Here is a 12,857-nt window from a genome sequence, read left to right as displayed (position 1 = left end):
AAGGTCTACTAACAAACATGTCGAGGTCGTCGCAGCCGCTCACCGCCCGCACCGCGGGCCCGGTCCGGCACCAGCTGCGCCCGACCACGAAGGTGCTCCCCGAGCACGCCCGGGCCCACAACCGGTCGCTCGTCCTCGGGCACCTGTTCCACGACGGACCCTCGTCCCGCGCGGACATCGCGCGCAGCACCGGCCTGACCCGCGTGACGGTGTCCGACCTGGTCGCGGCCCTGCTCGCCGAGGGACTCGTCGCGGACCTCGGGGTGCGCGCCGAGAGCAGGGTGGGCAAGCCCGCGACCCTCGTCGGCCTGCGCTCGTCGGACCACCACGTCGTCGTCGTCGACCTCACCGACGACGCGACCGTCCACGGCGCCGTCATGACCCTGGACGGCCAGGTGGTCACCCGCGAGCACGTGCCCAGCGGTGGTGCGACCGGGCCCGATGCCGTGACGCTCGTCGAGGAGCTGTGCCGCCGGCTCCTGGCCGACGCCACCCGGCCCGTCGTCGGTGTCGGCATCTCGTCACCCGGTGTCATCGACGCCGCGGGGCGCGTCGTCGAGGCGCCCAACCGCGGGTGGTACGACGTGCCGCTCGCCGCGCGCCTGTCGGCCGCCCTCGGCCACCCCGTGCACGTCGCCAACGACGCCAACACGCGTGCCCTCGGGGAGTACACCTACGGCGGCGCCGCGTCCGACGCGATGGTCGTCACCGTGGGCCAGGGGGTGGGCGCCGGCATGCTCGTCGACGGCGCCCTCGTGCGCGGGCGCGGCCACGCCGCCGGAGAGATCGGGCACGTCACGGTCGTCGACGCGCAGACCGCCGACCAGACCCCGCTGCCGTGCGCCTGCGGACGCACGGGCTGCCTCGAGACCGTGCTCAGCGCCCCCGCGCTGCGCCACCGCATCGGTCTCGCACCCCAGGACGCCGACGCCGCGCTGGCGTCGGTCGGACGGATGCTGGGCCGCGCCCTGGCACCCGTCGTCAGTGCGCTCGACCTCGCCGAGGTCCTGCTCTCCGGCCCGCCGGAGCTGCTCGACGGACCGCTGCGCGAGGCCACGACCACCACCCTCCGTGACAGGACGATGCCCGTCATCGGGCAGGGCCTGCGGGTGCGGATGGCGGCTCTCGACGAGGACGCGGCGCTCGCAGGCGCCGCCGTGCTCGTCCTGTCCGGGCAGCTCGGGATCACGTGACGGTCCGGAGCGACCGGGGCCGGCCCGTCGTCACGTGACGACGACGAGCCGGCCGTCCAGCAGATCGGCAGCACCACCCACCGGCGTCGTCGTGACGACGATCGCCTCGCACACGGGAGGAACCCCCACGTGAAGATCCTACGTTTCGGCGCCGTCGGCATAGCGGCGGCACTCACGCTCACGGCGTGCTCCGACGGCGGCGACGCCGGTACGGGCACCGCGTCCGGCGGGTCGCAGGGCACCGAGATCCGCGTCTGGCTCGTCGGCACCGACACCCCCGACGAGGCCCGGGAGTACCTGACGACGACGTTCGAGAAGGAGAACCCCGGCTCGACGCTCACGATCGAGGAGCAGTCCTGGACCGGGCTGGTCGACAAGCTCACCACGGCGCTGTCGTCGTCCGACTCGCCCGACGTCGTCGAGGTCGGCAACACCCAGGCCGCCACCTTCACGTCGGCGGGGTACTTCGCACCGCTCGACGACATCGCGGAGGACCTCGGCGGGGACGACCTGCTGCCCGGCTTCGTCAAGGCCGGCACGTGGGAGGACACCTTCTACGCCGCGCCCTACTACGCCGGCTCGCGCATCGTGTTCTACAGCGAGCAGGTCCTGGGCGGCACGCCCGTCCCGACGACGCTCGACGAGTACGTCGCAACCGCCAAGTCGCTGAAGACCGCCGACCGCTCCGGCCTGTGGTTCCCCGGGCAGGACTGGTACAACGCCCTGCCGTTCGTGTGGGAGAACGGCGGCTTCATCGCCGAGCCGGACGAGGACGGCACCTGGGAGGCGGGCTTCTCCTCCCCGGGCGGCATCAAGGGCCTGACGCAGGTGCAGGACCTCATGGTCAACGCGTCGAACGCCCCCAAGGACGGCGACGAGGCCGAGCTCCAGGTGCCCTTCTGCGCCGGTCAGACGACCTTCCTGTCGGCGCCGAACTGGATCCGCTGGTCCATCCAGGCACCCGCGGACGCCGAGGCCCCCGGCTGCCCCGACACGTTCGGTGCCGACCTGCAGGCCTTCCCGCTGCCCGGCACCGAGGCCGGGACGACGGCCAAGGTCTTCGCCGGCGGCTCGAACGTCGCGGTCGCCACGAAGTCGGGCGACGTGGACCTGGCCAAGAAGGCCCTGACCATCCTGCTCTCGGAGGAGTACCAGACGATCCTCGCGGAGAACTCGATGATCCCGGCCCGCAAGTCGCTCGCGGCGGCGCTGCCGGACGACGAGTTCACGCAGGCGTCGGCCGCCGCGGCGGCCAACGCCGAGCTCACGCCCGCGACGCCGAAGTGGGGCGACGTCGAGGCGCAGAAGGTCATCCAGGACGCGCTCGTGCAGATCGCGCAGGGTGGTGACGTCGAGACGATCGCGCAGCAGCTGGACGCGCAGATCGAGTCCATCCTCAACGGCTGACGCGGCGCCACCGGCCGGGGCCAGCGGCGTACGCGGGCCCCGGCCGGGTCCACCCGGAGGGACACCATGAGCTCGACCATGCTCCAGACCGCGCCGCCCGACGCTGCGCCGGCCCCTCGGACGAGGCGCGTGCCCACCGCGACCCGGCTGCTGCCGTGGTTGCTGCTGGCGCCCAGCCTCGCCGCGCTCGTCGTCATCACCGGCTACCCGCTCGTGCGGATGCTGTGGCTCTCGCTGCACGAGTACGAGCGCGCCCAGCTGCTCGGCGTGCCGGCGCCGTTCGTCGGCCTCGACAACTACGTCGCGACCCTCACCGACGCCCGCTTCTGGACCGTCACCGCGCGCAGCTTCGTCTTCATGCTCGTCTGCGTCGTGCTGACGATCACCGTCGGCACGCTGGTCGCGCTGCTGCTCACCAAGCTCGGCCGCGTCATGCGGCTGGTGCTCTCGCTCGGGCTGCTGCTGGCGTGGGCCATGCCCCCGCTGGCCGCGATGCTCGTGTGGGGCTGGATCTTCGACAGCCAGTACGGCGTGGCCAACCACCTGCTCACGTCGCTCACGGGCGACGACTGGATGGGGCACCTGTGGCTGATCGACCCGGTGTCCTTCTTCGCGGTCGCCGCCCTCGTCATCGTGTGGGGTGCGATCCCGTTCGTGGCGTTCACGCTCTACGCCGGGTTCACGCAGGTGCCCGGCGAGGTGCTCGAGGCCGCGCAGCTCGACGGGGCGAGCGCGCGGCAGCGGTTCTTCCGCGTGCAGGTGCCGTACGTGCGGACGATCTACGTGGTGCTCATCGTGCTGTCGATGATCTGGGACCTGAAGGTGTTCACGCAGATCTTCGTGCTCCAGGGGATCGGCGGCATCAAGTCCGAGACGAGCACCCTCGGCGTCTACATCTACGAGATGGGGATGGCCCAGGGGCACTACGGCGCCGCCAGCGCCATCGCCGTCATCTTCACCGTGATCATGCTCGCGATCTCCGCGTACTACGTGCGGGCGACCGTCAAGGAGGAGCAGCTGTGAGCCTCGCACCCCTCGGTGCCGCCGCGGCCGGCGCGCCCGTCCCCGCCCTGCGGCCCGGGGTCGTGACCCGCCGCCGCCCCGCCCGCCGCACCGCCGCCTCGTTCGGTTGGGGAGCGGTGGCGGCGCTGCTCGCCGCGGCGTTCGCCTTCCCGGTGTACTGGATGGTCAACACCTCGTTGCTGCCGACCAACCTCGTCTCCGGGCCGGAGCTGCACCTGTGGCCCGACGAGCTCACGTGGCGCAACTACGACACCGCGATGTTCGGTCAGGTGCGCTCGCCGTTCGTCCCGGCCCTGGGCAACTCGCTGCAGGTCACCTTCCTCGTGCTCGTCGCGTCGATGGTGCTGGCGTTCTTCGCGTCGCTGGCGCTCACGCGGTTCCGGTTCCGCGGGCGCAAGGCGTTCGTGCTGTCGATCCTGGTGATCCAGATGGTGCCGGGCGAGGCGATGATGATCTCGGTCTTCCAGCTCGTCGACTCCTGGCAGCTGCTCAACACCGTCATCGCGCTCGGCATGGTCTATCTCGCGGGTGTCCTGCCCTTCACCATCTGGACCCTGCGCGGCTTCGTCAACGGCGTGCCCGTCGAGCTCGAGGAGGCCGCCATGATCGACGGCTGCTCGCGGCCGCGGGCGTTCTGGAAGGTGACGTTCCCCCTGCTGGCACCGGGTCTGGTGTCGACCGGCGTGTTCGCGTTCCTGCAGGCCTGGAACGAGTTCATGATGGCGCTCATCATCATGACCAGGCCCGAGTCCATGACGCTGCCCGTGTGGCTGCGCACGTTCCAGCAGGCCACCAAGGCGACCGACTGGGGCGCGCTCATGGCCGGATCCGTGCTCGTCGCGATCCCGGTCGTCGTGTTCTTCCTCATCGTGCAGGGGCGGATGACCGGCGGACTGGTGTCCGGGGCGGTCAAGGGCTGAGGTCATGGACGCCACGATCCCGGGGGGGAATCCCGTCGTGCCCACGCGCACCGGCACCACGAGCACGACGACCGGCACGCGCGTCGGGCCCGGCCCGGCGGGCTGGTCCGTCGGGGTCGACGTCGGCGGGACCAAGGTGCTCGCGGCGCTGCTCGCCGCGGACGGCGCCGTGGCCGGCACGCACCGGATCCCCACCGTGCGCGGGCCCGACGGGCTCGTCGCCGCCGTGCGCACGTGCGTGCGCGCGCTCGCCGCGGACCACGGCCTGCCCCTCGACGCGCTGAGCGGCGTCGGCGTCGGTGTCCCGGGGGTCGTGGATCCCGCGACGGGATCGGTGGAGCACGCCGTCAACGTGGGCGTCGAGCATCCGTTCCGGATGGCGGACGCTATCGCCGCCGCGCTGGGCGACGGCGTGCCGGTGCGGGTGGAGAACGACCTCAACGCCGCCGTCCTGGGCGCCGCCCACACGGTCGACGCGGTGCCCACGCCGCGCGACCTCGCGTTCCTCGCGCTGGGCACGGGAGTCGCGGCCGGCCTGCTGCTCGACGGCACGCTGCGTCGCGGCGCACGCCGGGCGGCCGGCGAGGTCGGGCACCTCACGCTGGTGCCCGACGGCCTGCCGTGCGCGTGCGGTCAGCGCGGGTGCGTCGAGCAGTACGCGTCGGGTCGAGCGCTGCAGGCGGCGTGGCCGTCGCCCGACGGCAGGCCGGCGCCCCTCGTGCTCTTCGCGGACGCGGCCGCGGGGGATGCGCGCGCCATGGCGGTCCGCGACCGGTTCGCCTGGGCGGTCGCCGGCGCCGTGCGCATCCTGGTGCTGACGTGCGACGTCGACCGCGTGGTCCTGGGCGGAGGGGTGAGCGGTGTGGGGGAGCCCTTGCTGGAGGCGGTGCGAGCAGAGCTGGCGCGCGAGACGGCGGCGTCGCCGTTCCTGGCGTCGCTGCGCCTGGCGGAGCGGGTGCACCTGGCACCGCGGGACGTACCCGTCGGCGCGGTGGGCGCCGCACTGGTGGGACGAGGGGAGGTCGTCTGATGGAGGTCGTCATCGCACCCGCTCCCGAGCTGGCGCGTCTGGCCGCGGACGCCGTCGAGCGGCTGCTCGCGGCGCGCCCGGACGCCGTGCTGGGGCTGGCGACGGGCTCGAGCCCGCTGGCGGTGTACGACGAGCTGGCGCGCCGGCACGCGGAGCGGGGCCTGTCGTTCGCGCGCGCCCGGGCCTTCCTCCTGGACGAGTACGTCGGCCTCCCGGCCGACCACCCGCAGCGCTACCGCAACGTCATCGACGCGGAGCTCGTGTCGCGTGTCGACCTGCCGCCCGAGGCCGTCAAGGGCCCAGACGGGCTGGCCGACGACCTGCCGGCCGCGTGCGCGGCGTACGAGGCGGCGATCGCCAGGGCGGGTGGGGTCGACCTGCAGCTGCTCGGCATCGGCACCGACGGGCACGTCGCGTTCAACGAGCCCGGCTCGTCGCTGGGCTCGCGCACACGGATCAAGACGCTCGCGCGGCGGACCCGCCAGGACAACGCGCGCTTCTTCGACGGGGACGTCGACGCGGTCCCGACACACTGCCTCACGCAGGGCCTCGCCACGATCGCCACGGCCCGTCACCTGGTCCTGCTGGCCACCGGGACCCGCAAGGCGCGGGCCGTGCAGCAGCTCGTGGAGGGCCCGGTCAGCGCCCGGTGGCCCGCGACGGTCCTCCAGCTGCACCCGCACGTCACGGTGCTGGTCGACGACGACGCGGCCGGCCGCCTCGAGCTCGCCGACCACTACCGCGAGACCTACGCGGCGAAGCCGGCCTGGCAGCGCCTCTGACCGGCTCGACGCGCCCACGCCAGCCCGCCCCACGCCACACCCGCCGAGCGCGGGGGAACCGCGTCGAGCGCGGGTGTCGTATGACCCGCGCTCGGGTCGTCACCTGCGCGCTCGACGCCCTCCTCGCGCTCGGCGGTGCCGTCAGGTGAGCAGGGCGCCGCGGACGAGGTCGAGGGTCTCCTCGGGCGTCAGACCGGCCGCGCGCGCGGTGCGTACGTACGCGGTCGCGGCGTGACGTGCCGTGACGTGCGCCGGTGCGGCGTCGTCGGCGACGACCGTGCCGCTGCGCCGTCGGGTGACGACGACACCGGCGACCTGCGAGGCCCGCGTGAGGGCGACGCCGGTGACGACCAGCGTCGCGACGAGCACCACCGGTGCGGCGACGAGGCCGGCGACGCCGAGCGCGTGGACGACGGGGTCGGTCGACGCGACCCACCCCTCGCCCGCGTCGTACCCCGACGTCGACGCGTTGCGCAGCGCGGTGCCTGTGACGAGCAGGACACCCGCGAGCGTGCTGCCGACGACGAGCTGGGCGGCGGCGAGCACACGACGGGCGCCGGCGCGCCGCAGCCGGGCGTCGTCCGCCGTGGACACCTGCGACACCGCGGACCGGGTGGCGACCAGGTGCAGTGTCAGGAGGCTCGCCACGAGCGGCAGCAGGAGGAGCAGTCGCACGTGCGCCGCGGATGCGTCAAGAAATTCTTGACACGGGGGGGGCTGTCAAGCTAGGATTGACACATGACGCAGCGCACGCTCCGGGACCACCTCACCGCCGCCCTCGACGCCGCCGAGCCGGACCTGGCTGCCCGGCTCGAGCAGGACCCCCGCGCCTACCTCGACCTCGTGTCACTCGTGCGCGACGCCTCCGACGCGACCGACGCGATGCTCCGGGACGCGGTCGGGTCGGCTCGCGCCGCCGGCTGCACGTGGAACGACCTGGGTGGCGTGCTGGGCATGTCACGGCAGGCCGCCCAGCAGCGCTTCATGCCTGCGACCGAGCCCGCCCCTGACGAGCGCGGGCGCGACAGCGCGGTGCTCGCACCGCTGACGGCGTTCAACGAGATGCGGGTCCTCGAGCGTGCCGGCCGCTACGGCTGGCACTGCGTCGGGTACGGCGCCGGCTACCACGTGGTGGAGCGCGACGACCGGCAGTGGGAGCACCTGCGCACGTCCTTCGGCCGGCACCCGGGCGGGGAGTGGCAGCGGGTGGGTCACGGCTGGGGCTGGTGGGCCTACTGGGCCCGGCCGACCGACCGGCCGGCCCTGCCCGGAGACCCCTCGGTGGCGACCTTCCTCGCCGGCTGACGGCACGCCGTCCGGCGGCCCGGGCGCTGCCGGGCTGTCCCACCCCCGTCGTACGATGGGCGCCATGAGTGAGCCGACCCCGCCGACAGGACCCGACGACCCGTTCGGCCCGCAGGGCGGCACCTCCCTCCTCGAGCGCACCGAGACCGACGAGCAGGTCGAGCCCGGCGATCACGAGCGCTTCGCGCACTACGTGCGCAAGGAGAAGATCATGGAGTCCGCGATGACCGGCAAGCCGGTCATCGCGCTCTGCGGCAAGGTCTGGGTGCCGGGCCGCGACCCCAACAAGTTCCCCGTGTGCCCCATCTGCAAGGAGGTCTACGACGGCCTGCGCGAGCCGCAGGACGGCGACGGCGGCTCCGGCGGTGGGGGCGGCGGCGGACGCGGGTTCTTCGGCTTCGGCCGCGGCAAGGGTTCCGGCTCCGACGCGGGCGGAGCGTGAGCGCGGCCCGTCGGTCCGCAGCCCCTGTCAGCACCCCCCAGCACCCCTCGACGTCGGCAGCGCAGCAGCTGCCGCCGGCGTTCCCCGCGCGTGCGCCGTGGGGAGCCGCGGGGAGCCTGCGGGCGTGGCAGGCGCAGGCCATCGACCTCTACCGCGAGCGCTCGCCGCGCGACTTCCTCGCCGTCGCGACGCCGGGCGCGGGCAAGACGACCTTCGCGCTGCGGATCGCCACCGAGCTCCTGGAGTCGCGCGCCGTGCGGCGCGTCACGGTCGTCGCCCCGACCGAGCACCTCAAGAAGCAGTGGGCCGATGCCGCCGCGCGTGTCGGCATCCGGCTCGACCCGCGCTTCAGCAACGCGCAGGGTCGGCACGGTGCCGGCTACGACGGCGTCGCCGTCACCTACGCGCAGGTCGCGAGCAAGCCGGCGCTGCACGCCGCCCGCACGACCGCGGAGCGCACGCTCGTCATCCTCGACGAGGTGCACCACGGCGGCGACGCGCTGTCGTGGGGCGACGCGGTCCGCGAGGCGTTCGAGGGCGCGACGCGCCGGCTCGCGCTGACCGGGACGCCGTTCCGCTCCGACACCGCGCCCATCCCGTTCGTGACCTACGCGCCTGACGCGCACGGCATCCGACGCTCGGTGGCCGACTACACGTACTCGTACGGCGACGCCCTGCGCGACCACGTCGTGCGGCCCGTCATCTTCCTGTCGTACTCCGGGTCGATGCGGTGGCGCACCAAGGCGGGCGACGAGATCTCGGCGCGCCTGGGCGAGCCGCTGACCAAGGACATGACGTCGCAGGCCTGGCGCACCGCGCTCGACCCCAACGGCGAGTGGATCCCGTCGGTGCTGGCCGCCGCCGACACGCGCCTCACCGAGGTCCGGCGCGCCGTGCCCGACGCGGGGGCCATGATCATCGCGACCGACCAGACCGACGCCCGGGCGTACGCCGGGCACCTGGCGCGGCTCACGGGGCAGTCGCCGGTCGTCGTGCTGTCCGACGACGACGGCGCCAGCGACCGGATCGAGGAGTTCGCGCAGGGGGACGCCCGCTGGCTGGTCGCGGTGCGCATGGTGTCCGAGGGTGTCGACGTGCCACGGCTGGCCGTCGGCGTGTACGCCACGAGCACGGCGACGCCCCTGTTCTTCGCCCAGGCCGTCGGGCGGTTCGTCCGGGCGCGACGGCGCGGCGAGACGGCGTCCGTGTTCCTGCCCAGCGTGCCGCAGCTGCTCGAGCTGGCGGCGACGCTGGAGATCGAGCGCGACCACGCGCTCGACAAGCCGACCGACGGGTCGCTGGACCCGGAGGCCGACCTGCTGGCACTCGCCGAGCGCGAGCAGAGCAGCGAGGACGCCGTCGGCTCGGACGGCGTCGCGGGGACCTTCGAGGCGCTCGAGGCGCAGGCGTCGTTCGACCGCGTGCTGTTCGACGGCGGCGAGTTCGGCACCGGGGCGGAGGTGGGCTCGGACGAGGAGCTGGACTTCCTGGGACTGCCCGGGCTGCTCGACGCGGACCAGGTGACGACGCTGCTGCGGCAGCGGCAGGCGGACCAGCAGGGCGCGCGCCGCGCCCGCGCGCAGCCCGAGCCCGAGGTGATGGACCACCGCAAGCAGGCGGAGCTGCGCAAGGAGCTCGCGCAGCTGGTCGGCGCGTGGGCGCGCCGCAGCGGTCAGCCGCACGCGACCGTCCACGCGGAGCTGCGGCGGCGCTGCGGCGGGCCGGAGGTGGCCGTGGCGGCGCCGGACCAGCTCGAGGCGCGGATCGCGATGCTCCGCGGGTGGTTCGTCGGCAAGCGCTGAGCCTGCCCCCGGTGTCGGCGCACCGGCCGTCTCACCATGCGGACGATGAGAATCGTGTGAGTTCGCAGGTCAGCGCCCTGGACGCGTGACCACATACCAGTGCTGGACGCTCGCGCAAGTCGAGCGTTCAGCGTGCCGAAGCGGGGCACCGCTGCCAGGCTCATCCCGTGACAAACCCGGCCCGGGTTCCCCCGGCGCCGAACCCGGAGCCTGGCGGCGTCGTGCCGCCGGCATTCGCACGAAAGAGGTGTTCACATGCCGTCCTGGCTCATCCTCATCCTTGTCGGTGTCGTCCTCGTCATCCTTGGCGTCGCGACCAACATCGGCCAGTTCCTCATCTGGATCGGCGTCATCGTGCTGGTCGTCAGCCTCATCCTCGGCCTCGTGGGCCGCGGTCGATCGAGGATCTAGCGCAGCAGCGACGGCCGGCACCCCCTCCGCCGGCCGTCGCGCCGCACGGCACAGGCCGGGACGCCACGCGCGTCCCGGCCTGTGCCGTCCCCGCACCCGTGCGGCGGGCGGTAAAGCCCGCCCGCGACGCAGTCAGCCCAGGCGCATCTCCACCGTCTCGACGGCGGCCTCGTCGGCCGACAGGCGACGCGCGCCTCGGGGCAGCTCGTCACGGGACGCCGCGTGCCGCGCCGCGGCGGCCCGCACGCCCTCGGCGGCGGTCAGCCCGGGCAGCACCTCACCGTCCACGACGAGCGGCACGTGCAACGGACGCAGGGACGGGTCCGGCTCGCGCCGCTGCTGCTCCGTCCACCCGGCCACCAGCTCGTCGGGCCCGACGACCAGCACCTCCTCGACGGCGCGCCGGTCCCGGTCCAGGCGTCGGGCGGCCGACTTGCGTCCTCCGAGGCTGGTCTTGGAGCGCGAGGCCTTCGCGACCGGCTCCAGCTGGCCCGACGCCCCCTCGCGTGCGACCAGCTTGTAGACCATCCCGCACGTCGGTGCGCCCGAGCCGGTGACCAGCGAGGTGCCCACGCCGTAGGAGTCGACCGGGGCGACCGCGAGCGACGCGATCGCGTGCTCGTCGAGGTCGCTCGTGACGACGATCTGCGTGTCGCGTGCCCCCGCGGCGTCGAGCTGCGCGCGCACCTCCTGCGCGAGGACGCCCAGGTCGCCGGAGTCCAGCCGGACGGCACCGAGCTCCGTGCCCGCCGCGGCGAGCGCCCGCTCGACCCCGCGGCGGACGTCGTACGTGTCGACGAGGAGCGTCGTCCCGACGCCCTGCGAGCGGACCTGCGACGCGAACGCCTCCTCCTCGTCGTCGTGCAGCAGCGTGAACGCGTGCGCCGCCGTGCCGATGGTGGGCAGCCCGTACCGCCGGCCCGCCTCGAGGTTCGACGTGCCGGCGAAGCCGGCGACCACCGCTGCGCGCGCGGCCGCGACCGCGGCGTCCTCGTGCGCACGTCGCGCGCCCATCTCGAGGCACGGGCGGTCCACGGCCGCGCTCGTCATGCGCGATGCCGCCGACGCGACCGCCGAGTCGTAGTTCAGGACCGACAGGACGAGGGTCTCGATGAGCACCGCCTGCGCGAACGTGCCCTCGACGACGAGCACCGGTGACTGCGGGAAGAAGATCTCGCCCTCGGCGTACCCCACGACGTCCCCGGCGAAGCGGTAGTCGGCGAGGAACGCCAGCGTCGCGTCGTCGACGACGCGCTCGTCGGCCAGCCAGTCGAGCTCCGGGTTCCCGAACCGGAACGACGCGAGCTGCTCGAGCACCCGTCCCGTCCCGGCGAGCACCCCGTAGCGGCGTCCCGCCGGCAACCGCCGTGTGAACACCTCGAAGACGCAGCGGCGGTGCGCGGTGCCGTCGGCGAGGGCCGCCTGCAGCATCGTCAGCTCGTACCGGTCGGTGAGCAGCGCGGTGCTGCCGGAACCGACCGCGGCGACGGCGGGGACGGTCGGGGTCGACGCGGGAGCACTCGTGTCCGTCATGGCGCCAACGTAGACGCCCGGGCCCCGCTCCGGCAGCCGACGCCTCGTGCGGCGCCGCCTACAGTTGTCGTCGTGCCCGCGACGACCGCTCCCGACACGCGTCCCCAGGTGGACGAGGCGACGTCGACGGCAGACGCGTGGGTGACGATCGTCTGGAACGACCCCGTGAACCTCATGTCGTACGTCACCTACGTGTTCCAGACCCACTTCGGGTACCCGCGTGAGAAGGCCGACCGGCTCATGCGCCAGGTGCACGAGGAGGGGCGCGCCGTCGTCTCGAGCGGCAACCGCGAGGCGATGGAGGTCGACGTGCAGGCCATGCACTCGTACGGGCTGTGGGCGACCATGCAGCGGGGCGGGCAGTGATGCGGGCGTTCCGACGCCAGAAGGGCCAGTACGTCGCGCGGCTCGACGCCGGGGAGCGGGCCGTCGTGGCGTCCGTCGTCGCCGACGTCGCCGAGCTGCTGGGCGCCGGCCGGTTCGAGGACGGCCCGCAACCGGGCACCGGGTCGCCGGCCCACCCCGGTGCGCCGGAGGGCTGGTCGCTGCGCACCGCGCCCCTGGCGCCGCCGCAGGACCCGGCCGTGCGTCGCCTGCTGCCCGACGCGTCGCGCGACGACCCGGAGGTGGCCGGCGAGTTCCGTCGCCTCACCGAGGACGACCTGCGGGCGCGCAAGGTGGCGCGGCTGCGGTCCCTGTGGACGTCCCTCGTGCACGGCGAGCCCGGGTGGCCCGAGCACGCGCTGGTCGTCTCCCCCCAGGCAGCCGACGACGTCGCCGCGACCCTCACGGACCTGCGGCTCGTGCTGGGGGAGCGCCTCGAGCTGCGGACGGACGCCGACTCGGAGGCCCTGTACGACGCTCCGGCGACCGAGCCAGAGGACGACGTGCGGGCCTACCTGGCGTCGGTCTACGGCGCGCTGTCCTGGCTCCAGGAGTCGCTGCTGGCTGTGATGCTCGCCGCACCCGGCGGCGGCGGCGGCGGACGTGGGCGGTCCGGCGGCTAGTC

14 protein-coding genes are annotated in these 12,857 nt (G+C 74.0%); 12 read left to right on the top strand and 2 right to left on the bottom strand.

Going from position 1 to position 12,857, the window contains the following annotated elements:
- Nucleotides 1–17: 17 nt before the first annotated feature.
- The 6 genes from IR158_RS08270 to nagB all read left to right on the top strand — a co-directional run bounded on the left by IR158_RS08270 (nucleotide 18) and on the right by nagB (nucleotide 6,355).
- Entirely contained in the window at nucleotides 18–1,193 is a 1,176-nt protein-coding gene (locus tag IR158_RS08270; RefSeq protein WP_291811882.1) for an ROK family transcriptional regulator, read from the top strand.
- A 129-nt stretch (nucleotides 1,194–1,322) separates the two neighbouring features.
- Nucleotides 1,323–2,600: an extracellular solute-binding protein gene (locus IR158_RS08265; protein ID WP_291811881.1), complete on the top strand. Its 1,278-nt coding sequence runs from the start codon at nucleotides 1,323–1,325 to the stop codon at nucleotides 2,598–2,600.
- A 129-nt stretch (nucleotides 2,601–2,729) separates the two neighbouring features.
- Nucleotides 2,730–3,623: a carbohydrate ABC transporter permease gene (locus IR158_RS08260; RefSeq protein WP_291811878.1), complete on the top strand. Its 894-nt coding sequence runs from the start codon at nucleotides 2,730–2,732 to the stop codon at nucleotides 3,621–3,623.
- Nucleotides 3,620–4,543 carry a carbohydrate ABC transporter permease gene (locus IR158_RS08255; protein WP_366928419.1) on the top strand — a complete coding sequence of 308 codons (924 nt, stop codon included), beginning with the start codon at nucleotides 3,620–3,622 and terminating at the stop codon, nucleotides 4,541–4,543. The genes IR158_RS08260 and IR158_RS08255 overlap by 4 nt, the downstream gene beginning before the upstream one ends.
- Before the next feature lie 37 nt (nucleotides 4,544–4,580).
- The gene (locus tag IR158_RS08250) at nucleotides 4,581–5,573 is read left to right on the top strand and encodes an ROK family protein (protein ID WP_291811876.1); all 993 of its coding nucleotides are present in this window, start codon (nucleotides 4,581–4,583) and stop codon (nucleotides 5,571–5,573) included.
- Entirely contained in the window at nucleotides 5,573–6,355 is a 783-nt protein-coding gene (gene nagB, locus IR158_RS08245; RefSeq protein WP_291811874.1) for a glucosamine-6-phosphate deaminase, read from the top strand. Before IR158_RS08250 ends, nagB begins: the two co-directional genes overlap by 1 nt.
- Nucleotides 6,356–6,496: 141 nt before the next feature.
- On the opposite strand, the gene IR158_RS08240 is transcribed toward nagB, so the two are convergent.
- Nucleotides 6,497–7,030: a hypothetical protein gene (locus IR158_RS08240; RefSeq protein ID WP_291811873.1), complete on the bottom strand. Its 534-nt coding sequence runs from the start codon at nucleotides 7,028–7,030 to the stop codon at nucleotides 6,497–6,499.
- Nucleotides 7,031–7,093: 63 nt separating this feature from the next.
- Here IR158_RS08240 and IR158_RS08235 point away from each other — a divergent pair, with 63 nt between their 5' ends.
- The 4 genes from IR158_RS08235 to IR158_RS08220 all read left to right on the top strand — a co-directional run bounded on the left by IR158_RS08235 (nucleotide 7,094) and on the right by IR158_RS08220 (nucleotide 10,315).
- Nucleotides 7,094–7,660 (top strand): hypothetical protein, encoded by a 567-nt coding sequence (locus IR158_RS08235; protein ID WP_291811871.1) that lies wholly within the window; start codon nucleotides 7,094–7,096, stop codon nucleotides 7,658–7,660.
- A 64-nt stretch (nucleotides 7,661–7,724) separates the two neighbouring features.
- Nucleotides 7,725–8,102, top strand: coding sequence for a DUF3039 domain-containing protein (locus tag IR158_RS08230; protein ID WP_291811869.1), 378 nt, complete (start codon nucleotides 7,725–7,727; stop codon nucleotides 8,100–8,102).
- Nucleotides 8,099–9,904, top strand: a complete 1,806-nt coding sequence (locus IR158_RS08225; protein ID WP_291811867.1) for a DEAD/DEAH box helicase — start codon at nucleotides 8,099–8,101, stop codon at nucleotides 9,902–9,904. Before IR158_RS08230 ends, IR158_RS08225 begins: the two co-directional genes overlap by 4 nt.
- Before the next feature lie 255 nt (nucleotides 9,905–10,159).
- Entirely contained in the window at nucleotides 10,160–10,315 is a 156-nt protein-coding gene (locus IR158_RS08220) for a hypothetical protein (protein ID WP_013116552.1), read from the top strand.
- Between the two features lie 132 nt (nucleotides 10,316–10,447).
- Here IR158_RS08220 and IR158_RS08215 read toward each other — a convergent pair whose 3' ends face one another.
- Nucleotides 10,448–11,848, bottom strand: a complete 1,401-nt coding sequence (locus IR158_RS08215) for a nicotinate phosphoribosyltransferase (RefSeq protein ID WP_291811859.1) — start codon at nucleotides 11,846–11,848, stop codon at nucleotides 10,448–10,450.
- 108 nt (nucleotides 11,849–11,956) lie between these two features.
- Here IR158_RS08215 and clpS point away from each other — a divergent pair, with 108 nt between their 5' ends.
- Together clpS and IR158_RS08205 are read left to right on the top strand one after the other, a co-directional pair.
- Entirely contained in the window at nucleotides 11,957–12,214 is a 258-nt protein-coding gene (gene clpS / locus IR158_RS08210) for an ATP-dependent Clp protease adapter ClpS (RefSeq protein WP_291812148.1), read from the top strand.
- Nucleotides 12,214–12,855: a DUF2017 domain-containing protein gene (locus IR158_RS08205; RefSeq protein WP_291811858.1), complete on the top strand. Its 642-nt coding sequence runs from the start codon at nucleotides 12,214–12,216 to the stop codon at nucleotides 12,853–12,855. The genes clpS and IR158_RS08205 overlap by 1 nt, the downstream gene beginning before the upstream one ends.
- Nucleotides 12,856–12,857: the final 2 nt, after the last annotated feature.

The sequence above is a fragment of the Cellulomonas sp. genome, from assembly GCF_015234515.1.
In the GTDB taxonomy this organism is placed as follows: domain Bacteria; phylum Actinomycetota; class Actinomycetes; order Actinomycetales; family Cellulomonadaceae; genus Cellulomonas.
The sequence above is the reverse complement of the archived record's forward strand: the minus strand, read 5'-3'. Positions and strand labels throughout refer to the sequence as shown.

Bases quoted from the DNA above. Each gene is read 5' to 3' on its own strand.
- IR158_RS08235 (WP_291811871.1), top strand. From the start codon at position 7,094: ATGACGCAGCGCACGCTCCGGGACCACCTCACCGCCGCCCTCGACGCC.
- IR158_RS08205 (WP_291811858.1), top strand. From the start codon at position 12,214: ATGCGGGCGTTCCGACGCCAGAAGGGCCAGTACGTCGCGCGGCTCGAC.
- IR158_RS08270 (WP_291811882.1), top strand. From the start codon at position 18: ATGTCGAGGTCGTCGCAGCCGCTCACCGCCCGCACCGCGGGCCCGGTC.
- IR158_RS08230 (WP_291811869.1), top strand. From the start codon at position 7,725: ATGAGTGAGCCGACCCCGCCGACAGGACCCGACGACCCGTTCGGCCCG.
- IR158_RS08220 (WP_013116552.1), top strand. From the start codon at position 10,160: ATGCCGTCCTGGCTCATCCTCATCCTTGTCGGTGTCGTCCTCGTCATC.
- nagB (WP_291811874.1), top strand. From the start codon at position 5,573: ATGGAGGTCGTCATCGCACCCGCTCCCGAGCTGGCGCGTCTGGCCGCG.
- IR158_RS08215 (WP_291811859.1), bottom strand. From the start codon at position 11,848: ATGACGGACACGAGTGCTCCCGCGTCGACCCCGACCGTCCCCGCCGTC.